Here is a 20,968-nt window from a genome sequence, read left to right on the forward strand (position 1 = left end):
ATAGGCAATGTCTACGCTCGAATATTCGCGGGACGACGCGGCCACGACCGCACCCCGCGTTGTCCCACGGTCCAAGGGCCGGGTGATCGTCAACTGGCTCACCTCGACCGACCACAAGACCATCGGGTACATGTACCTGATCTCGTCCTTCATCTTCTTCTGCGCCGGTGGCGTGATGGCTCTGCTGATCCGGGCCGAGCTCTTCCAGCCGGGCATGCAGATCCTAGAGACCAAGGAACAGTACAACCAGCTGTTCACCATGCACGGCACCATCATGCTGCTGATGTTCGGCACACCGCTGTTCATCGGTTTCGCCAACGTGATCGTGCCCCTGCAGCTCGGTGCGCCGGACGTGGCCTTCCCCCGTCTGAACGCCCTCGCGTTCTGGTTCTTCCTCTTCGGCTCGCTCATCGCGGTATCCGGGTTCATCTCCCCGCAGGGCGCGGCCTCCTTCGGATGGTTCGCCTACGCGCCACTGAACAGCACGACATTCAGTCCGGGCGTTGGTGGTGACCTATGGGTCTTCGGCCTGGTCCTGCAGGGCTTCGGCACCATCATGGGTGGCGTGAACTTCATCACGACCATCGTGTGCATGCGTGCGCCGGGTATGACCATGTGGCGCATGTCCATCTTCACCTGGACCACGCTGATCACCTCCATGCTGATCATCATGATCTTCCCGCCGCTGGCCTCCGCCCTGTTCGCGCTGGGTATGGACCGGCGACTCGGCGGCCACGTGTTCGACGCCGAGAACGGTGGCGCCATCCTGTGGCAGCACCTGTTCTGGTTCTTCGGTCACCCCGAGGTCTACGTGTTGGCCCTGCCGTTCTTCGGCATCGTCTCGGAGATCGTCCCGGTGTTCTCCCGCAAGCCGATCTTCGGGTACAAGGGTCTCGTCTTCGCGACCATCGCAATCGCGGCGCTGTCCGTGACCGTGTGGGCGCACCACATGTACGTGACCGGCGCGGTGGCCCTGGGCTTTTTCTCCTTCATGACCATGATGATCGCGGTGCCCACCGGCGTGAAGTTCTTCAACTGGATCGGCACCATGTGGCAGGGGTCGCTGACGTTCGAGACGCCCATCCTGTGGGTGCTCGGCTTCCTCTTCACCTTCCTGTTCGGTGGTCTCACGGGCATTATCCTGGCGACGCCGCCGCTCGACTTCCACGTCTCCGACACCTACTTCGTGGTGGCGCACTTCCACTACGTGATCTTCGGAACCATCGTGTTCGGCATGTTCGCGGGCTTCTACTTCTGGTGGCCCAAGTTCACCGGCAAGATGCTCAACGAGCGGATCGGCAAGATCCACTTCTGGCTGCTGTTCGTGGGCTTCCACATGACGTTCCTGATCCAGCACTGGCTGGGTGTGGACGGCATGCCGCGTCGTTACGCCGACTACCTGCCCGAGGACGGGTTCACCTGGATGAACCAGTTCTCGACCATCGGCTCCATGCTGCTGGGCGTGTCCATGATCCCGTTCTTCTGGAACGTGTACACCACCCACCGCAACGCCAAGAAGGTGGAAGTGGACGACCCGTGGGGCTTCGGTGGTTCCCTCGAGTGGGCCACCTCCTGCCCGCCCCCGCGTCACAATTTCACCTCGTTGCCTCGGATCCGTTCCGAGCGCCCCGCGCTGGATCTCCACCACCCGGAGCTCGCGGCGTTCTCCAGCCAGCAATATGAGGCCGAGACCCCCCTGGTGGGCGGCACCGGGAGGAACGGACGATGAGCGCAACTATCAAGACGTTCCTGCTGCTCGGTGTGTTCTGCACCGTGGTGGGCCTGGTGTACGGATTCGTCACTGAGTTCCAGGAACTCGCCGGGTTCCCCGCACTGTTAGCCGTGGCCGCAATGAGCTTTATGCTCGTGGTCTACCTCTGGCTCGTGCAGCGCTCAACCGGGGGCACGCTCCCGGAGGACCGCGAGGACGGTGAGATCGTGGAGATGTCCGGTGACTACGGGGCCTTCTCCCCGTGGAGCTGGTGGCCCCTGCTGCTCGGCATCGGCTCGGCGCTGTTCGTGACCGCGCTGGCGGTCGGCTGGTGGATCATCGGCCTGGCGGTCCCGGTGGCCGCTCTCGGTCTGCTGGGCCTGGTCTTCGAGCACTCCCGAGGGGAGCACGCTCACTGATCAGCATCCGCTGACCATAGGACGAGGCCCGCACCATCATGGGATGGTGCGGGCCTCGTCATATCTCCCAACCGGGGCAAGGTTCGTGATCAGCCCCGAGCTTTGTGGGCGGGGGTCCAGCATCGATACGCGCGTCGTGGAGCCCTCAAGGTAGTAATGGCCGGCGGGGATGCTCTGGAGCTCGACGAGCATTCCCCACGGTGCCTTGACGTGGACCGGCCCTTTGCCCTCGGCGTGGTTCGTCGTCCGCGGTCAGGCCGTCGTACACGACCCCGGCACCGAGTCTGTCGACGATGAACCGGGTGGTGGCGTCGAGATCGCGCGCGGTGACGCCGATGTGCTGAATACCGCGCGGAAGCAGAGGTGAATTCATGACGACATCGAGATGGACCATGTGCCCGGGCTATGCTGCACGGATCCGTCGCGGCGGCCGCCGCAGGTCATCCCCGTCCGGGGTGAGATCGCGCAGGCGGGAAATCCCCAGGCGGGCCAGACCCCGACCCACGGTGCGCAGGTGCATCAAGTGCCCGAGATTCAGCAGGTGACGGTGGATGCGCCGGGCCGAGCGGGCAGCTGCCTCGGTCCCGGCCACCACCGCGGTCTGCCGGCTCAGTGCATCGAAGATCTCATCCGTGAGGGGCTCGGCCAGCCTGGGGGCGTGCTTCTTGAGCCTGGCCCGCGCGTGCCCGCGGCCAGTTTGGCCGGGGTCGGGTAGCGGCTGAGCAGGTCGGCTACCGCCGGGTGGGTGACCCGCGGCCCCAAGACCCGTTCCAGGGCCGGGTGGATCTGGGGGAGGATCCCGCGCAGCCGGTTGGAGGTGGCGGTGATTTGGGCGGCCAAGTCATCCAGGATCGCGCGCAGCCGGGCCTCGTCGTTGGGCAGTGCCTTGTCGTAGACCGTCTTCCCGGCCGCGGTCACGGTGTGGTGGTCGGACTCGCCGACGTCGAGGCCGAGGAACACCGCTGGTTGTGGTTGCTCTGACATGGCCGAGTCCCTTCTCCTCCGCTGCTGCACGAGCATGCTGGCGGACCGGGAGATGGTCACGCTCAGCATCCACGTTACGAAGGCCCTCCAGGAACGATCCCGCCCCTATCAGCGATCCACGACCACCGGACCGGCCCTCGGTGACAACTCCCCCCAGATCATCGACGACTGGGACCAACGATCATGCCGAGGACCGACCGGTCAGCACCCCTCCATCCTGCTGGACGAAAGGGCCACGAAGAAGGTCACGGGGGCTCTCTTGTCCACAGTGGCGGCGGCCACCATCGAGCGGGGATGAGGCTGACGCTTTGGCTGACACCGTGTCATGGGTTAAATGGTTCCATGGAACCCATGCGGAAACTTGCAGGGGAAGGGGGAGCAATGGCCCACGGGCTCGCGTTGGTAGGCCTGCCGGAGCTCGAGTTGCACGGCATGTCGGAAGCGGTACGGGAGGAAACCGAGATCCCGGGGGCAGTGGCTCGCCTTCTCGAGCGGTTGAACGGCCAGGGCGCCATCGAATCGCGGGATGTGCATCTCTGCTATGACGGAACGAGCGACAGGACGCTGATTCGGGTCACAGCGGCCGTCGGAGAGCCGATGACGGGTACTCGCCCCGTGACCTTACCGGGGGCCGGAACGGCAGCTGTCATTCGGTTCGGGGAGCGGCCGGTCAATACCGGGGACGCATGGCTCATGGTGGACACGGCACTTCGAGGCAAGGGGCTCACCGCCGTGGGACCGTATCGTCAGACCATCCATGGGGACGGGAGCGTCACCCTTGCCGTGCCCGTCAGCTCCGGGACGCCGCGTACGGAGGCCGAGGCCAGCGCATAGAACAGTGACCAGCCGGCTCGGCGCTGGAGGCATAGGAAAGGGCCCGTTCGGATTATGTGATCCGAACGGGCCCTTCCGATCAGCGATCGAGTCAGCTGGGCCCGGGGCCTACTTCTCGATCTGTGCGCTGTGCGAGCCGGCGCCGACGCTGGCGGGCTCGGCGTGGTGATGACCGTGAGCCGCTTCCAGCTCGGCGGGCGTCACGGGGGCCACACGGTCCTCGAAGAAGATCCGGCTCAGACCGCCGCGCATCTTCTCACTCGCCGTGACCTTGCCCTTGGCATTGGCACGAGCGGGTTGGACCTCGCGGTCCTCGAAGTTCACGAGCTTGTAGCGACGGTATTCATCCAGGGGCTCGTGGACCTCCACGAACTCACCGTGGGGCAGGGCCTGGATGCGGCCCGACTCACGGCCGTGGAGCACGATCTCCCGGTCCTTGCGCTGCAGGGACAGGCAGAAGCGGCGGGTGATGATGAACGCCAGGATGGGGCCCAGGAAGTACAGGGCTCGCAGCCAGTAGATGACGTCGTTCACGGCCACATGGAAGTGGGTGGCGATAAGGTCACCGCTGGCCGCGATCATCTGGATGGCGTAGAAGGTGACGCCGGCGGCTCCCACGGCGGTGCGGAACGGCGCGTTACGCGGACGGTCCAGGATGTTGTGCACGCGGTTGTCGCGGGTCACCCAACGCTCGATCCACGGCCACGCGAACATGACACCGAACATCAGGGCCATGGGGATCAGCGGCAACAGAATGGCCAGCGGAACCGCCAGACCGAAGATGTTGACCTCCCACGAGAATGGCCAGTGACCGGGCATCAGGCGCAGACCGCCGTCGGAGAAGCCCATGTACCAGTCGGGCTGGGAGCCAGCCTGCACGGGGGAGGGATCGTAGGGACCGTAGTTCCAGATCGCGTTGATCGTGGTGGTCGCGGCGATGGCGGCCAGGATGCCGAACACGATGAAGAAGAATCCACCCGCTTTCGCGGCGTAAATGGGACCCACGGGGAAGCCCACCACGTTGTCCTCGGTGCGACCCGGACCGGGGAACTGGGTGTGCTTGTGGACCACGACCATGAACAGGTGGATCACGATCATCATGAGGATCAACGCGGGGATGATCAGCACGTGCACGATGTAGAGGCGACCGATGATCGCGTGGCCGGGGAACTCGCCACCGAACATGAACATGGAGATGTAGGTACCCACGATCGGGACGGCCTTGGCGATCGCGTCCGCGATGCGCAGACCGTTACCGGAGAGCACGTCGTCGGGGAGCGAGTAGCCGGAGAAGCCGGCCACGATCGCCAAGATGAAGAGCACGCAACCCACGACCCAGTTCAGCTCACGCGGGCGGCGGAACGCGCCCGTGAAGAACACGCGCAGCATATGCACGGACAGCGCCATGACGAACAGCAGCGCGGACCAGTGGTGCAGCTGACGCAGGAAGAGGCCGCCGCGGATGTCGAACGAGATGTGCAGGGTGGAGGCGTACGCCCCGGACATCTCGACACCCTGCATGGGGACGTAGCTGCCGGTGTAGGGCAGGGACGTCATGGTGGGGTCGAACCAGAACGCCAGGAAGGTGCCGGACAGCAACAGGATGATGAAGCTGTAGAGGGCGACCTCACCGAACATGAAGGACCAGTGGTCGGGGAAGACCTTACGGCCGAACTCCTTGACCATCGCGGAGGCGCCCACGCGCGTGTCCACAAAGTTGGCGATCCGGCCCGTGGTGGTCGTGGGGCGGTATTCGAAGTCTGTTGATGTGGACATTAGTTCGCCTCATCCTGCATGTCTTGGACGGCGAGATCGCGCTGCGAGTAGGTCGGTCCCACGGGCTCGTGGAAGTCGCTACGGGCAACGAGGTAGCCGTCGGAATCAACGGTAATGGGCAGCTGCGGCAGGGGGCGGGATGCCGGGCCGAAGATGACCTCGCACTCTTTCGTGAGGTCGAACGTGGACTGGTGGCACGGGCACAGCAAGTGGTGCGTGTGCTGCTCGTACAGGGCGATCGGGCAACCCACGTGCGTGCAGACCTTGGAGTAGGCGAAGATGCCGTCCACGTTCCAGTCACTGCGCTCGGGGGAGACGTTGACGTCCTCCGGGGCCAGTCGCATGAGCAGGACCACGGCCTTGGCCTTCTCGTCCAGGTAGCCCTCTTCGTGGCTCAGGCTGCTGAGGTTCTCCGGGACCACGTGGAACGCGGAACCGAGAGTCACGTCGGACGCCTTGATGGGGGTACCGGAGGGGTCGCGTACCAGGCGCACGCCCTCGTCCCACATGGTGTGGCGCAGGACCTTGAGGTCGGTGGGACCGAGGTCCTTGAGCAGACCCACGAAGGGGAGGGGCATGAGCACTGCGGCGCCGATCAGCGTGTTGCGCAGCAGCGGGCGGCGCCGCACACCGGACTCGTCGTAGATGGTGTTCAGGATGCCCTGCGCCTCGGCGCGGTCCTCTTCCGGGCGCAGGTCGTGGCGCATCTCCACGATCTCGTGGTCCGGCATGAGGGTACGGGCCCAGTGGACCACCCCGATACCGATGCCGAACATGCCGAGGGCGATGCCGAGGCCCAGCAGCAGGTTCTGCAACCGCAGCTGCGCGGTGGGCTCGGTGTTGACGGCGTCGTACAGAGGACCGTCCACGCGGATACCGAAGTACGCCACGAAGAACAGGATGGATCCAATGATGGAGAGCAGGAACAGCAGGACCACCTGGTGTTCAGCTCGCTTCGCGGCCTTGGGATCTACGTCCGTCACGCGGGGGCGGTGCGGTGGAAGCCCCGGGTTGGGGAAGTTTTCCGTGCCCGTTCCGTCCGAGGTGACAACCGCCCCGCTCTTGTGGGGAGTGCCGTCACGATGGTCGCCCATGTGGTCCCTCATTCTTCTCTTGGTGCTGTGAATACTGTTTCGGGTGCCGGTGGGTACCGGCGGGTCGCTCTCAGGCGGAGCGCGAGGTCAGCCACACGGTGAAGCCGATGACGATCACCAGGCCGATGGTCCAGATGAACAGGCCCTCGGACACGGGGCCCAGGGAGCCGAGGCTGAAGCCACCCACGTTGGTGTTGTTGTCGAGGGTCTTCAGGTACGTGATGACGTCCCGCTTCTCCTCGGGGGTGATGTTGGCGTCGTTGAACACCGGCATGTTCTGCGGGCCGGTCTGCATGGCCTCGTAGATGTGCTTTTCGCTCACGCCCATGAGGGAGGGGGCGAACTTGCCGCGGGTCAGGGCACCGCCCTGGCCAGCGGCGTTGTGGCACATGGCGCAGTTGGCCAGGAACACCTTGGCGCCGTTGGCGGAGTTGCCCTCGCTGATGTCGAGGTACTCCTCCTCGGGGACGGCGGGGCCGGCGCCCAGGGAAGCCACGTACGCGGAGAGCTGCTTGGTCTGTTCGTCGTTGAACTGCTGCGGCTTGACCTGCGCCTGGGGGCCCTGCATCTGCATGGGCATACGGCCGGTCCCCACCTGGAAGTCGACGGAGGAAGCGCCCACGCCGATCAGGGAGGGACCGGTGTTGGTGCCCTGGGCCTGCATGCCGTGGCATGTGGAGCAGTTGGACAGGAAGAGCTTCTGCCCCTCCTCGACGTCCTGAGCCGAGTACGTGGTGGTGTCGGCCTTGGCTTCATTGGTGGTTGTGGCAACTGCGTAGAGTCCACCGGTCAGAAGCAAAGCCATGACCAACAGCGCGAGGGCTGCCATGGGATGGCGGCGCTTTTGTGAGAGTGCCTTCACGTCAAACGTTCCTTTTACTCGGTTCTAGAACTTGAATGGGCGAACGGTCCTGGGGGCCTACTTGATGAAGTAGACCAGCACGAACAGGACGATCCAGACCACGTCGACGAAGTGCCAGTAGTAGGACACCACGATGGCCGAGGTGGCCTCGTAGTGACCGAAGCGCTTGGCAACGAAGGCGCGGCCCATGATGAAGAGGAATGCGATCAGGCCACCGGTCACGTGCAGGGCGTGGAAACCGGTGGTGATGTAGAAGGCGGAGCCGTAGGCGTTCGCGGCGATCGTGACGCCTTCGGAAACGAGAGCGACGTACTCGTAAACCTGCACGGACACGAACACGGCGCCCATGAGGAAGGTCAGGGCGAACCACTCGGTCATGCCCCACTTGGTGAATTGGAGGATGCCGCCGGTGCGCCGGGGCTGGAGCCGCTCGGCGGCGAAGACGCCGAACTGGCACGTGACGGAGCTCAGTACCAGGACGATGGTGTTGGCCAACGCCATGGGCACGTTGAGCAGCTGTGTGTTCTCGTGCCAGACCTCCGGGGAGGTGGCGCGCAGAGTGAAGTACATGGCGAAGAGTCCGGCGAAGAACATCACTTCGGAGGACAACCACACGATGGTGCCCACGGATGTGAGGTTGGGGCGAGTGATGGTCGCGCCCACCGGTTTGGCTGGGGTATGAGTCGCAGTTGTCACAGAGACATTATGTCGCCAAAACTCGTGGCGAACCAACCACCACGGCCTCCGCAGCGCATCGTGTCGCGTCCCCGAGGTGTGATCTGGACGACCCTCCCGTCCGCCGGGCCGCGGTGGGCCGCGGCCTGCCGCCGTACTGCGTCACGCGGAGTGACGGCGCGATAGAGTCGAAGCCGTGACTACCTCGAACGCCTCCCGCACGAACAACCACTGGCCAGACGTGTTGACGAGCTTGTCCCGCGGCGAGGACCTGTCATGGGAGCAGTCCTACTGGGCCATGGACAACATCATGGCGGGCGAGGTCCCCGACACCGTGGTCGCGGGCTTCCTCATGGCGCTGCGCACCAAGGGGGAGAGCGTGGCCGAGCTCAACGGTCTCGCGGACGCCATGGTCGCTCACGCCCGCCCCATCTCCGTTCCCGGCCCGGCGCTGGACATCGTGGGCACCGGCGGGGACCGCCTCTCGAGCGTCAACATCTCCACGATGTCCGCCCTGGTGTGCGCGGGCGCGGGGGTGCGGGTCGTGAAGCACGGCAACCGGGCGTCGTCGTCCAAATCGGGATCGGCGGACGTCCTGGAGGCCCTGGGCGTTCAGCTGGACATGCCCGTCGAGCGCGTCCAGCGCGCCGCGCGCGAGGTGGGGATCACCTTCCTGTTCGCGCAGACCTTCCACCCGTCCATGCGCTTCGCGGCCGCCGCACGCAAGGCCCTCGGGGTCGCCACGGCCTTCAACTTCCTGGGCCCGATCACCAACCCGGCCAAGGTCAAGGCCTCGGCGATCGGCGTCGCGGACGAGGCCCTCGCCCCGCTGATGGCCGGTGTGTTCCAGAACCGCGGCGATCGCGCGCTCGTCTTCCGCGGCGGTGACGGGCTCGACGAGCTCACCGTCACTGCGCCGTCGCGGATCTGGGAGGTGCGGGACGGCCGGACCACTGAGCACTCGCTCGAACCCCTCGACCTGGACATGCCGCGCGCCACGATCGAGGATCTGCGCGGCCAGGACGCCACTTACAACGCGGGTGTGGTGCGCGACGTCCTCGACGGCTCGCCCGGACACGTGCGCAACGCGGTCTTGTTGAATGCCGCGGCCGGCCTCGTGGCCATCGATGAGAGCACCGATGCTCCCTTCGCCGAGCGTTTCGAGGCCGCCGTTGGGCGTGCGGCCGAGTCCATCGACTCGGGTGCCGCGCGCGACGTCCTCACGCGCTGGGTCGAGTTCGCGGCCCGCTGACCGCTACTTGGCGGCCGCGCGTCGGCGGCCTATTCGCCTTCCGATGAGCTGACGACGACGCCGCTCGCCCGGGTTCCGGGGGGCCGGCGTCGTTCGTTCTACGGTCCGGGAATCAGTCGTCGATGCCTAATGAGAACGCGGCGTCGAGATCGTGCGTGCTGTAGGTGCGGAAGGCGATGTTGGTGTTCGTGGACTCGACACCCTCGACCTTGGACAGCTGATCGGCGATCACGTCCGCGAGCCGTTCGTGCTGGTGGACCCGGACCACGGCGATCAGGTCCCACTCACCGGTCACCGAATAGACCTCGGTCACGCCGCGGATGTCCGAGACCTCCTGGGCGACCTCCGGGATCCGGTCCGACGAAGTCTTGATCAAAACGATGGCAGTGAACATGGGGTTCCTTTCCACGGTGTCACTCCACTGTATCGGTGGGTCGATGGCGCGGCAGGCGTCTTGGAGCGGCCGGTGGTAGGGGAGTCATGGCCGTATCAGCGACGACGAACTCGGGCCACGCCCGCCAGGACGAGGCGGTAGCCCACCAGGAACACTCCCAGCACCACCAGGCTGACCAGAACGAACGACCACGCCGTGCCATCGCCTGTGAGAACACGGAGGAGCATCCCGACGAGTTCGGTGCTCAGCCACACGACCACGCCAGTGGGCACCACGGCCGCCGGACGACGCGCTCCCCGGACCATGAGCCACCCGATGAGCGCCCCCGCTAGGAAGGGCCACGCGGTGGCGAGCATGCCCAGGACGTCCTCACCATGGGCGGAGCGCCCGATGGCGGCGAAGACGATCACCAGAACGAGGTCCACGGCCAGGAAAAGGGGCCAGGCCCTCGCGGTTCGCTCGGCGGGAGGAGCTGGCCGAGGCGACTGCGGGGGAGAGGCCACTGACGTGCGGGAGTCCGATCCGGGACGGGGTTGTGAGCTCATGGCTCCAGTTTATGGCGGGTTCTGGAAGCTTCCGAACGGATGAATTTCACAGTGAGAATCGCAGGATTTAGTTCGAGTTCCACCTATAACTTTAAGAACCGGCCCAAGGCGCTATGACGCTCTCATGGACTGGGCCAGCTGAGGTCGCCGCAGCTGGGGGGTCTTCACCCCGCGAGCGCACGAACCTTTAGGGGCTGCCCACATGCCGCGGATGCTTAGGCTGCAAGTTTCAGAGCGCCGGCCTTACTGGCGACCTCCACGATCCAGAAGCCACCCAGAGCGGGCCCCGAAATCACCCGCGGGCCGGGGAACACCGCGGGGGAATCGCCGGCTGCACCCGTGGCATCGACGGTATGGGTCGCGTGCCCTCATCATGGCGTACTTCGCCGGACTGAGTACATACACGAGCAGAAACCCGAGATGTGTATCCGGACCCGTTGAACAAAAGCGTCACGCAACGCGCCGTCCCGTAACTATGCATGGCGTCGTCGTTCAGGCGGTGACCCATGGGACGAGTGGCCGAGTCACCGCCTGAGCTCACGGCCATCTGAGGCTCCCCAGAGGCTGAATCGGGTTCGCCTCATATCGCGTCACTACTGACGTACCCCCATGACCGATAATGTACATTATGTAAAGTAGTCCGAAAGTGGAGTGGCCGGAACGGTCCCTGGGCCTCTCCCGCCGGCACCCTCAGCCCTCGGCCGACCGCAGCGCCGACTCCGTCGTGTGGTGTCCCAGTCCGATCCCTCCGCACACCTCCCGCGACGTGATCCCGTTGACCGCGTCCTCACTGTTGACCATCGGGTGCAGCTCGAGCAGGTGCTCGGGCATCTTCTGGGTAACAGCATCGACCTGCTCCTGCGAACCGACTACCGCCCCGGGCAGGTTCTCCACCCGGGACGTGGCCGTGGGCCATGCGAAAGCGAGAAGAACGACACACACGTCGCCCGCTCCCCCATCCCCCGCGTGCGCTCGCGCTCCCTGCAGGAGACACACGACGCGTTCGCAGTCGCCGTCGAGTCGCTACTCTCCGGGGTGCTTGCGGCCCCGGCCGACGGCTGACCACGGGCTGGGGACCATGGTCCGTCTCCGACGGCCGGGCCTGACCGTTGTACCGGGGCCCTGCTGCGCGAACGACGATCCGAACCCGCATACTCTGCAGCCGAAGCGGCCCCGCCCGCGCGGCGACGGAGTCGACGTGCCGGAACGCGCACGACCACGGGCGGCCACCCCGGAAGGGTGACCGCCCGTCGTCGTCAATTATTCAAACCGGTCGAGAGGGCGCCGGAGGGCGCGGACCGGCATGGAGTCAGCGGTTGAGGACCGTGATGGCCTCGTGGGCGCGCTCGGCTCGGACCTGCACCAGGTAGGTGTCCGCGGCCGTGGTGCGCACGGACTTGAAGTCTCGCTTCCCGCCGGTGGCCAGGTGCGCCACGAAACCGAAGATCACGCCCCACACGGCACCGATCACCACGGACCACAGGATGATGGACAGCCAGCCGAACGCCGGGGCGAACAGGCCGAACAGGATGCCGATGAACAGGCCCAGCCACGCGCCGGAACCCAGGCCGGCGAGCGCGGCGCGGCCCTTGGTCAGGCGACCGGTGACGTATTCCTCGGAGCGCAGGCCCTCGCCCACGATCTTGACGGTGGAGACATCGAACTCGCGGTCGGAGAGCGTGTCCACGACGGCCTGGGCCTCGGCGTAATCGGGGAAGCGGGCGATCGTCTCGTATTTAGCGGCAGCGGTCTGGATCTCGTAGGCCATGATTCCCCTCACAATTGGTATGTATGATGCAAACGCCCCGCTTCCACCATATCAACCGGGCTCACGGCATCTAGAGCTCACAGCACCGAGCGGTAGACCTCCAGGGTCTGCTGCGCGATGGACTCCCACGAGAAGTGTTCCTCCGCGCGCGTGCGTCCCGCCTGCCCCATGCGGTGAGCGCGGTCGGGGTCGGAGACCACGTCGGTGAGGGCTGCGGCGAAGTCGTCCACGAACTTCTGGGGGTCCAAAGGTGTGCCGGTGCCGTCGGTGACCTGTTCGATGGGGACCAGGCGGCCGGTCTCGCCGTCGACGACGACTTCGGGGATGCCCCCGGTGGCAGTGGCGACCACGGCGGCGCCGCAGGCCATGGCTTCGAGGTTAACGATGCCCAGGGGTTCGTAGACGGAGGGGCACGCGAAGGCGGTGGCATGGGAGAGGATCTGGATCACGGCGCGGCGGGGCAGCATCCTCTCGATGAGCACCACGCCCTCGCGCTCGGTCTTGAGCTGGTCGATGAGGGCGTTGACCTCGGCGCCGAGCTCGGGGGTGTCAGCGGCGCCGGCGCACAAGACCAGTTGCACCTCGGGCGGCAGCTGCAGAGCGGCGCGCAGGAGGTAAGGCACGCCCTTCTGGCGGGTCACGCGGCCCACGAAGACCACGGAGGGCATGGTGGGGTCGATGCCGTACTCGTCCAGGACGTCGGTGTTCTCGTCTCGGTCCCACTGGCTGACGTCGATCCCGTTGTGCACGGTGCGCACGCGCTGGGGGTCGACGTCCGGGTAGGACGCGAGGATGTCGCGGCGCATGCCGTCGGACACGGCGATGATCGCGGCGGCGGCCTCGTAGGCGGTCTTCTCCGCGAAGCTGGACACCCGGTACCCGCCGCCGAGCTGTTCGGCCTTCCACGGGCGCAGGGGTTCCAGGGAGTGGGCGGAGAGCACGTGGGGGATGTCGTACATGAGCGAGGAGAGGTGTCCGCCCATGTTGGCGTACCACGTGTGGGAGTGCACCAAGTCCGCGCCCTGGACGTCCCCGATCATGGTGAGGTCCACCCCGAGGGTCTGCACGGCGGCGTTGGCATCGGCCAGTTCACCCGGCACGGGATACGCCTGCACGTGGGCTCCGTGGAAGTCCGGGTGCCGGGGGTCTCCGAAGCAGCGGATGTTGAGGTCCACGAGCGGCGCGAGCACGCGGGACAGCTCGGCCACGTGCACCCCCGCTCCCCCGTAGATGGCCGGCGGGAACTCTTTGCTCAGGATGTCTACTCGCACACTGCGAGCGTACTGCACGGGGGTGCTCGCACACAGGTGTGCAAAAGTTCGTGAAACTTCCGGCGACACGGTGTTCCGCCTTGCCGAGTGGGACACAATGACGGGGAAGACCAGTCAAAGACGACGCCGTGTTGTGGTCCGCGAGGGCTCTGACTGGCTCGGGAAGTGAGGGGTACGAATGTCACGACACAAGAAGGTCCTTGCCATCGTTCTGGCCGGTGGGGAGGGCAAGCGCCTGATGCCGTTGACGGAGGACCGGGCCAAGCCCGCCGTGCCGTTCGCGGGCGGGTACCGGTTGATCGACTTCGCGCTGTCCAACCTGGTGAACTCGGGGTACCTCCAGATCGTGGTGCTCACCCAGTACAAGTCCCATTCCCTGGACCGGCACCTGTCCGAGACGTGGCGGTTGTCCACGCAGCTGGGCAACTACGTGACCTCGGTGCCCGCGCAGCAGCGCCGCGGGAAGGAATGGTTCCTGGGTTCGGCCAACGCGATCTTCCAGTCCATGAACCTGATCGACGACGCCGATCCGGACATCGTGGTGGTCGTGGGCGCGGACCACGTGTACCGGATGGACTTCTCGGACATGGTGCGCAAGCACATCGAATCCGGGGCCAAGGCGTCCGTGGCGGCGGTGCGTCAGCCCATGGACATGGTCAAGTCCTTCGGCGTGATCGAGACCGACCCGCAGGACCCCACCCGGATCTCCCGGTTCGTGGAGAAGCCGGACTCCACGACTCCCCTGCCGGACGACCCGAACGCGTTCCTCGCGTCCATGGGCAACTACGTCTTCGACCGGGACGCCCTCGTGGAGGCGCTGCGCACGGACAACGAGCGCGCGGACACCAACCACGACATGGGCGGGGACATCATGCCCCACTTCGCGGACCGCGGTGAGGCCATGGTCTACGACTTCACCCACAACGACGTCCCGGGCTCCACCGACCGCGACCGCCAGTACTGGCGGGACGTGGGCACCCTGGACTCCTACTACGACTCCCACATGGACCTGATCCGTCCGCTGCCGGTGTTCAACCTCTACAACTACGACTGGCCCATCTACACCCACCAGATCATGGCCCCGCCGGCCAGGACGGTGCGCGGGCCCAACGGTCAGGCCGGCGTGGCCTTCGACTCGATCGTCTCCCCCGGCGTGCTGATCACCGGCGGTCACGTGGGCTCCTCGGTGCTCTCCCCCAAGGTCAAGGTGGAGCACGACGCCCGCGTCACCGAATCCGTGCTCATGCAGAACGTGCAGATCGGCGCCGGGGCCACCGTGCACCGCACCATCCTGGACAAGAACGTGGTCGTCCCGCCCGGGTTCACGGTGGGCCTGGACCGCGAGCGCGACCTCGCCCGCGGGCTCACGGTCACCGATTCGGGGTTGACGATCGCGCCGAAGAACTACCGCTTCCAGAACTGAGTCCGGCACTCGTTCCGCGACACCCACACGGCGGCCCCGCTCACGCGAGCGGGGCCGCCGTCGTACGCCCCGACGGGAGCACGGACGGGGACGCGGTCGGGAGCCCGGGCGGGCACGACGACGCTGCGTCGCGCGGTTGCCGACGGCAGCGTCGTCGTCCGCCCGGCACGCCCAGCGGGCCGCAACCGGGCGCGAACGAGCTGATGCCTACACTGGGGGCATGGGAGCCAGCTCACTGACCAGAGAAGATGCCATGACGCGCGCGGAGCAGATCCGGGTGGAGGACTACCGGGTCACGGTGGATCTCTCGGGAGCACGGGAGCCGGGCGCCACGACGTTCGGTACCGAGGTCACGGTGCGTTTCACCGCGGAGGCCGGGGCGGAGACGTTCATCGACTTCATCCACGACACCGTGAGCGCCGTGGAACTCAACGGCGAGTCGCTGGACGTGGACGATGTCGTGGAGGGCTCGCGGATCCGGTTGCCGGAGCTGGGCAAGGCCAATGAACTGCACGTGGTGGGCCGCGCGCTGTACTCCCGCTCCGGGGAGGGCATGCACCGCTACGTGGACCCGGAGGACGATTCCGTCTACCTCTACACCCAGTACGAGCCCGCCGATTGCCGCCGGGTGTTCCCCGTGTTCGAGCAGCCGGACCTCAAGGCCGTGTACCACTTCACCGTGATCACGCCCCCGGAGTGGCTCGCGGCGTCCAACGGGGACCCCACGGGGCAGAACACCACCGACGACTGCGACGTCCCCGGTGCGGTGGCCCACGACTTCGCCCCCACCCAGCGGATCTCGAGCTACATCACCGCCATCCTGGCGGGGCCCTACGCCCGGTTCACGGACGAGTGGTCCGGCACCGACCCCCAGGGCGAGGCCGTGAGCATCCCCCTCACGCTGTACTGCCGGCGGGCGCTCGCCGAGCACATGGACACCCAGGAGCTGTTCATGCTCACCAAGCAGGGTCTGGATTTCTTCCCGCGGTTGTTCGCGTTCGCGTACCCGTTCGGGAAGTACGAGCAGGCGTTCGTGCCGGAGTACAACCTGGGGGCCATGGAGAACCCGGGGCTCGTGACGTTCACGGAGGCGTACCTGTTCCCGTCGGGTGCCACGCGGGCGCAGTTGGCGGGGCGGGCGAACACGCTGTTGCACGAGATGTCCCACATGTGGTTCGGGGACCTGGTGACCATGCGGTGGTGGGACGACCTGTGGTTGAAGGAGTCCTTCGCGGAGTTCATGGGCGCGTACGCGTCCGTGCACGCGACCGAGTACACGGACGCGTGGGTCACGTTCGCGCTCGCCCGTAAGGAGTGGGCATACCGCCAGGACCAGTTGCCCACCACGCACCCGATCGTCGCGGACATCCCGGACCTGGAGGCCGCGCGGCAGAACTTCGACGGCATCACCTACGCCAAGGGCGCCTCCGTGCTCAAGCAGCTCGTGGCGTTCGTGGGTGAGGAAGCGTTCATGGACGCGTGCCGCGCGTACTTCCGCCGCTTCGCGTTCGAGAACACGAGCCTGGACGACTTCCTGGAGGTCCTGGACGAGGCCAGCGATCACGACGTCCGCGCGTGGGCCCAGCAGTGGTTGCACACCACGGGTGTCCCCGTCCTGAAGGTCCGCCTCCCGGGCTCGGTGGACGACGCCGCGGCGCCGGGTGCACATGCCACGCACGACGGCGCGGGGTCCGGTGACCCCGCCGACCCCGCCGCAGTGGACGGCACCGCGGCGGCGAGCGCCACGCTGACCCAGCGAGCGGCGTCGTTGCGTCCGCACGGGCTGACCGTGGGCCGATACACGCGGGATGGCGATGCCGTGGTGACCACGGCGCGCATCGAGGTACGGGTGCCGGCCTCGGACACGCCCGTTCCCGTCACGGGTCTAGGCGACGCCCCGAGCAGCGAGGCCCAGGACGGCGAGTCGTTCCTGCTGGTCAACGACACTGACCTCACGTACTGCCTGGCCCATCCGGACCCGGAATCGCTTGCGGCCATCACCCGCCTGGTGGGGGCGATCGAGGACCCGCTCGCGCGAGCGGTGGCGCACTCGCAGGTGTGGGCCGCGGTGCGCGATGCCCGGCTGTCCCCGCGGGAGTACGTGTCCATGGCGGCGCGTGAGTGCGGTACGGAGCGTCACGCGGCGATCCTCACGACCGTGCTGGACCACGCGGGTCAGGCCCTGGGCGAGTACGTGCCCTACCAGTACCGCACCGCCTCGCGGCGTGAATTCTTCGAGGCCCTGCGCAATGCCCTGCTGGCCGCGGAGGCGGGTTCCGGTGAGCAGCTGGTACTCGCGCGCGCTTTCGCCCGCGAAGCGGCGCGGGACGGCAGCTACGCCCGTCAGGTGCAGGAGTGGCTCGGGGACGAGGGCACGGTGGCCGGTCTGCCCCTGTCCTCCGAGCTGCGCTGGTCCCTTCTCACCGCGCTCACCGCCACGGGTCACGCCACGGTCTCCGAGCTGGAGACCGAACACGCGCAGGATCCCACCCGCGACGGCCGGTTGGGCTACACCCGGGCCGTGGCCGCCATCCGCTCGGACCGGGCCAAGGACGAGGCGTGGCAACGGATCGTGGCCGGGGAGCTGTCCAACGACGAGCTGAGCGCCACGATCTCCGGCTTTCAGTTGGCGGCCCCCGCCGTGCTGCACCGCTACGAGTCCGAGTACTTCGCCCACCTCGCCGAATGGTGGGACACCCACTCCATGGAGATCGCGACCCGGATGGTGCGCGGACTGTACCCGCGCGCGATCGAGGTGCGGGCGGCGTCGTCTGACCCGAAGGAGCACCCCGTGGTGCGGGAGACCCACGCGTGGTTGGACGCCCACCGGGACGCCCCGGGGGCCCTGCGACGCATCGTGATGGAACTCGTGGCGGACGCCGAACGAGCCGTGGAACTGCAGGTGGCGTGCCTGTCCCGGTGAACCCTGGGGGTCCGCTGTCCACCGAGCGGATGAACATCGATGCGTTGGGATCAACGGCTAGCATGTGGTGTGATGCCGCGGCGGAGCACCCGTCGGCGCTATTGCGAGGGAGACCATGAGGGATTACGCGCTCAACGACCGAGGGTCCTTGGACGTCGTCACCGAGAACTTCTACGACACCGAGATCATGCGGGTGTTCGGAGGCCTCTCCGTGGGCCGGGCGCAGACGTGGACCGGGACGGCCGCGCTGGTCCTGGAACCGGACAACCCCTTCGACCCGCGCACCGTGTCCGTGCGCGTGGGCGGGAACAAGGTGGCTCACCTCAGCTCCGGGGACGCACACCGTTACTGGCACCCCCTCTCACGCGTGATCGCCTCCGGCTACACCCCCGTGGTCCCGCTGCACCTGGAGGCCGAGTTGCAGCGCCAGGACGGGCAGGCGGAGGTCGCCGCGCGCGCGACGATCGGCATCGCTCCCCCGGACCTGCTGTTCCCCCTCAACACCGCGCCCGCGCAATCGGCCGTGCTGCCCCAGGGCTCCTCGATCAAGGTTTTGGACGAACAAGAGTTCGCCGAGTACCTGCACTCGATCGTGCCCGCCTCCGGTGAGGGCCGCGTGATCCTCACCCTCGAGGTCAACAAGGTCAAGAACACCCACGGGCTCACCGTGGACACCGTGGACGTGCTCTACGAACGCAAACAGGTGGGCCGGCTCTCCACCCAGATGTCCCAACAGTTCATCCCGATCATCCACTACGCGTTCGAACAAAATCTGCTCACCGCCGTGTGGGGGACGATTCGGGGTTCCTCGTTCGAGGTGTCCATGACCTTGCAGGCCGCCCGCGCCTCCGAGGTCCCCCAGCAGTGGTTCACGGACCTGCCCAACGACGTCCCCGAGCTGCTGCCGGACGCCGAGGATTTCGAGGTGCCCCCGGCCTACGTGCCCGTGGAATCGGACCGCGGGCGCAACGCCAAGAAATGGCGCCGCGGTTTCAGCGCCGCCCACACCGACGACGACGCCGCTCGCAACCGCCCCGGCGCCCAGACCCGACCCGCGGCACCCGCCCCCGCGCGTGAACCCCGCCGCGCAACCGGCGGGTCCAGTGCGGCCCGGCTGGTGGGCGGACTCACGAGCGGGCTGAAGCCCGTGGTCACCGCGCTCGCCGCGCTCACCATGATCCTGGTACTCGTGAGCATCATCCTGCTAGGTGTGGAACCATTGGCCACGACACTCGTGTTGATCGTGGCCGTGGCCACCGGATTCATGGCCTTCTACCTGCACAGAACGCTGTAAGGGGTTCTTTCACCCGTATGATTTCTCGCCGCGAACGGTTCCTCCAAATCATCGAAGTGCTCACCAAGCACGGTTTCGGCTTCGCTCTCGGTGGGTTGAAACCGCAGTGGCGGGCCCCCCTGGCGCGCGTGAAACTCATCGATCCGCAGACCATCCACTCCCAGCCCGAACACCTGCGCATGGCCCTGGAGGAACTGGGACCCACGTTCATCAAGCTAGGCCAGCTCGTCTCGACCCGCCCGGACGTGCTGCCCCCCGGTTACGCGGACGAACTGCTCAAGCTCCAGGACGACACACCACCGATCCCCGTGGAGCAGATCCGGGCCATGATCGAGGCCGAACCGGATTCCCAGGCGGAGGAGATCCTCACGCACATGGACCCCGAGCCCGTGGCCACCGGCTCGATCGGTCAGGCCCACGCCGCCGTGTTCCAGGGACACGAAGTCATCGTCAAGGTCCGCCGCCCCGGCGTGACCGACGAGGTCAATCGCGACCTGGAGATTCTGCAGGACATGTCCTCGTGGGTGGCCCGCTACTGGACCGCCGCCCAGGACTACGACCTCGAGGGGCTCGTGGAGGAGTTCAGCGCCTCCCTGCGCGACGAACTGGACTTCATCCAGGAGGCCCGCAACTCCCAGCGCATGGCCGAGAACTTCATCGGCCACCCGCAGATCCACATCCCCGAGATCTATTGGGAGGCCACGACCTCCCGTGTGCTGACCATGGAGCGGATGTTCGGGGTCAAGATCAACGACTACGACGCTCTCGAGGCCGAGGGCGTCAACCGTCACCTGCTGGCCAAGGAGGCCACGGATGCGATCTGCAAAATGGTGTTCGAGGACGGGTTCTTCCACGCGGATCCTCACCCCGGCAACTTGTTCGTGGAGCCGGACGGGCGGATCGCGATCATCGACTTCGGGATGGTCGGCAACCTCAGTGAGGAGTTCCGGGACCACCTGATCACCCTCCTGCTCGGCGTCGTGCAGAACAACCCGCGCCGCGCCGCGACCGGACTGCTGGGCTTGACCGACAGCGGCCAGCACGACATCTCCAAGCGGGACCTGGAACGCGACGTCTCCGTGATGATGCGCCGCTACGCCAACAAACCGCTCGAAGAGGTGCGGGTGGGCGAGCTCATGGCGGACCTGATCTCCGTGCTGCGCCACCACAAGCTGCAGCTCCCGCGCGAGTCCGCCTTGCTGTTGCGCATGCTCGTCACCGCAGAGTCCATGGGTACCGGCCTGGACCCCGGCTTCGACCTGGTCTCGGCCGTGCAGCCCTACGCGGAGCGGTTCATCATCAACCGGCTCTCCCCGGACATGCTGTTCAACCGGTTGCGCTCCACGATCGAAGAAGCCGTGCAGATGGGCGTGGACGTGCCCGAGTACGTGCGCCGCTTCCTGGTGGTGCTCGAACGCGGCGGCTTCGACGTCCACCTGCGCACGGACGAGCTGGATCCCCTAGTCAAGAGCGGCGCCAAGATCGGCCACCAGGTCGTGGCCGGCGGCGTGATCGCCGCGACCATCAACGGCACCGCGCTCATCATCGCCTCGGACCCCGAGCGGTGGAAGAAGTACCACACGCCGTTGATCGTGGGTGGGATGTCCACGGTAGCGGCACTCAGCGGCTATCTCGCCGTGTCCTCCAACACGGAACGCGTCCGCCACGTGGTGCGGGTGCTGCGCGGGAACAAGTCCAAGCGCACCGTGCGTTGAGCCCGGACGTGGTCCACGAGGCTCTACC

At 66.6% G+C, this 20,968-nt stretch carries 18 protein-coding genes and 2 pseudogenes; 9 read left to right on the plus strand and 11 right to left on the minus strand.

Going from position 1 to position 20,968, the window contains the following annotated elements; genetic code table 11:
• Nucleotides 1-7 precede the first annotated feature (7 nt).
• Both ctaD and RF637_RS03285 read left to right on the plus strand, forming a co-directional pair.
• Nucleotides 8-1,729 (plus strand): cytochrome c oxidase subunit I, encoded by a 1,722-nt coding sequence (gene ctaD / locus RF637_RS03280; RefSeq protein ID WP_368844133.1) that lies wholly within the window; start codon nucleotides 8-10, stop codon nucleotides 1,727-1,729.
• Nucleotides 1,726-2,130 carry a cytochrome c oxidase subunit 4 gene (locus tag RF637_RS03285; RefSeq protein ID WP_064845200.1) on the plus strand — a complete coding sequence of 135 codons (405 nt, stop codon included), beginning with the start codon at nucleotides 1,726-1,728 and terminating at the stop codon, nucleotides 2,128-2,130. Before ctaD ends, RF637_RS03285 begins: the two co-directional genes overlap by 4 nt.
• A gap of 406 nt (nucleotides 2,131-2,536) precedes the next feature.
• Here the strand turns inward: RF637_RS03285 and RF637_RS03290 are convergent.
• Together RF637_RS03290 and RF637_RS03295 are read right to left on the minus strand one after the other, a co-directional pair.
• Nucleotides 2,537-2,695 (minus strand): annotated as a pseudogene (locus tag RF637_RS03290) (IS481 family transposase); the annotation flags it as partial.
• Nucleotides 2,696-2,701: 6 nt separating this feature from the next.
• Nucleotides 2,702-3,150, minus strand: a pseudogene (locus RF637_RS03295) (IS110 family transposase); the annotation flags it as partial.
• On the opposite strand from RF637_RS03295, the gene RF637_RS03300 reads away from it, so the two are divergent.
• Together RF637_RS03300 and RF637_RS03305 are read left to right on the plus strand one after the other, a co-directional pair.
• On the plus strand, nucleotides 3,113-3,412 hold the full coding sequence (locus RF637_RS03300; protein ID WP_368844212.1) for a hypothetical protein: 300 nt from the start codon (nucleotides 3,113-3,115) through the stop codon (nucleotides 3,410-3,412). The pseudogene RF637_RS03295 and the gene RF637_RS03300 sit on opposite strands and share 38 nt — an antisense overlap.
• Nucleotides 3,413-3,495: 83 nt before the next feature.
• Nucleotides 3,496-3,948, plus strand: coding sequence for a hypothetical protein (locus RF637_RS03305; protein ID WP_368844134.1), 453 nt, complete (start codon nucleotides 3,496-3,498; stop codon nucleotides 3,946-3,948).
• 108 nt (nucleotides 3,949-4,056) lie between these two features.
• On the opposite strand, the gene RF637_RS03310 is transcribed toward RF637_RS03305, so the two are convergent.
• The 4 genes from RF637_RS03310 to RF637_RS03325 are packed head-to-tail and all read right to left on the minus strand — an operon-like array spanning nucleotide 4,057 to nucleotide 8,376.
• Nucleotides 4,057-5,724 (minus strand): cytochrome bc complex cytochrome b subunit, encoded by a 1,668-nt coding sequence (locus RF637_RS03310; RefSeq protein WP_368844135.1) that lies wholly within the window; start codon nucleotides 5,722-5,724, stop codon nucleotides 4,057-4,059.
• Complete coding sequence (locus RF637_RS03315; RefSeq protein WP_085106049.1) at nucleotides 5,724-6,830, minus strand: ubiquinol-cytochrome c reductase iron-sulfur subunit; 1,107 nt, start codon at nucleotides 6,828-6,830, stop codon at nucleotides 5,724-5,726. The genes RF637_RS03310 and RF637_RS03315 overlap by 1 nt, the downstream gene beginning before the upstream one ends.
• A gap of 58 nt (nucleotides 6,831-6,888) precedes the next feature.
• On the minus strand, nucleotides 6,889-7,680 hold the full coding sequence (locus RF637_RS03320) for a c-type cytochrome (protein WP_167318503.1): 792 nt from the start codon (nucleotides 7,678-7,680) through the stop codon (nucleotides 6,889-6,891).
• 57 nt (nucleotides 7,681-7,737) lie between these two features.
• Entirely contained in the window at nucleotides 7,738-8,376 is a 639-nt protein-coding gene (locus RF637_RS03325) for a heme-copper oxidase subunit III (protein WP_064845194.1), read from the minus strand.
• Between the two features lie 175 nt (nucleotides 8,377-8,551).
• On the opposite strand from RF637_RS03325, the gene trpD reads away from it, so the two are divergent.
• A complete protein-coding gene (gene trpD / locus RF637_RS03330) occupies nucleotides 8,552-9,607 on the plus strand; it encodes an anthranilate phosphoribosyltransferase (RefSeq protein ID WP_368844136.1) in 1,056 nt (351 codons plus the stop codon).
• A gap of 112 nt (nucleotides 9,608-9,719) precedes the next feature.
• Here the strand turns inward: trpD and RF637_RS03335 are convergent, their stop codons facing one another.
• The 5 genes from RF637_RS03335 to glgA form a co-directional block, all read right to left on the minus strand.
• Nucleotides 9,720-10,001 carry an Lrp/AsnC family transcriptional regulator gene (locus RF637_RS03335; RefSeq protein ID WP_155384267.1) on the minus strand — a complete coding sequence of 94 codons (282 nt, stop codon included), beginning with the start codon at nucleotides 9,999-10,001 and terminating at the stop codon, nucleotides 9,720-9,722.
• Nucleotides 10,002-10,096: 95 nt separating this feature from the next.
• The gene (locus RF637_RS03340) at nucleotides 10,097-10,546 is read right to left on the minus strand and encodes a DUF3054 domain-containing protein (RefSeq protein WP_368844137.1); all 450 of its coding nucleotides are present in this window, start codon (nucleotides 10,544-10,546) and stop codon (nucleotides 10,097-10,099) included.
• A gap of 690 nt (nucleotides 10,547-11,236) precedes the next feature.
• Nucleotides 11,237-11,488, minus strand: coding sequence for a hypothetical protein (locus RF637_RS03345; protein ID WP_368844138.1), 252 nt, complete (start codon nucleotides 11,486-11,488; stop codon nucleotides 11,237-11,239).
• A 367-nt stretch (nucleotides 11,489-11,855) separates the two neighbouring features.
• On the minus strand, nucleotides 11,856-12,314 hold the full coding sequence (locus RF637_RS03350; RefSeq protein ID WP_064845191.1) for a general stress protein: 459 nt from the start codon (nucleotides 12,312-12,314) through the stop codon (nucleotides 11,856-11,858).
• A 77-nt stretch (nucleotides 12,315-12,391) separates the two neighbouring features.
• Nucleotides 12,392-13,585 carry a glycogen synthase gene (gene glgA, locus RF637_RS03355; RefSeq protein ID WP_368844139.1) on the minus strand — a complete coding sequence of 398 codons (1,194 nt, stop codon included), beginning with the start codon at nucleotides 13,583-13,585 and terminating at the stop codon, nucleotides 12,392-12,394.
• Between the two features lie 178 nt (nucleotides 13,586-13,763).
• Between glgA and glgC the strand changes: the two genes are divergently transcribed.
• The 4 genes from glgC (at nucleotide 13,764) to RF637_RS03375 (ending at nucleotide 20,940) form a co-directional block, all read left to right on the plus strand.
• Nucleotides 13,764-15,008 carry a glucose-1-phosphate adenylyltransferase gene (gene glgC, locus RF637_RS03360; RefSeq protein WP_035961978.1) on the plus strand — a complete coding sequence of 415 codons (1,245 nt, stop codon included), beginning with the start codon at nucleotides 13,764-13,766 and terminating at the stop codon, nucleotides 15,006-15,008.
• A 220-nt stretch (nucleotides 15,009-15,228) separates the two neighbouring features.
• Nucleotides 15,229-17,931 (plus strand): aminopeptidase N, encoded by a 2,703-nt coding sequence (gene pepN / locus RF637_RS03365; RefSeq protein WP_368844140.1) that lies wholly within the window; start codon nucleotides 15,229-15,231, stop codon nucleotides 17,929-17,931.
• Nucleotides 17,932-18,046: 115 nt separating this feature from the next.
• Nucleotides 18,047-19,225 carry a hypothetical protein gene (locus tag RF637_RS03370; protein ID WP_368844141.1) on the plus strand — a complete coding sequence of 393 codons (1,179 nt, stop codon included), beginning with the start codon at nucleotides 18,047-18,049 and terminating at the stop codon, nucleotides 19,223-19,225.
• 17 nt (nucleotides 19,226-19,242) lie between these two features.
• Nucleotides 19,243-20,940, plus strand: a complete 1,698-nt coding sequence (locus RF637_RS03375; protein ID WP_368844142.1) for an ABC1 kinase family protein — start codon at nucleotides 19,243-19,245, stop codon at nucleotides 20,938-20,940.
• Nucleotides 20,941-20,968 lie beyond the last annotated feature (28 nt).

This window comes from Kocuria sp. CPCC 204721, from assembly GCF_040980945.1.
Lineage (GTDB): Bacteria > Actinomycetota > Actinomycetes > Actinomycetales > Micrococcaceae > Kocuria > Kocuria marina.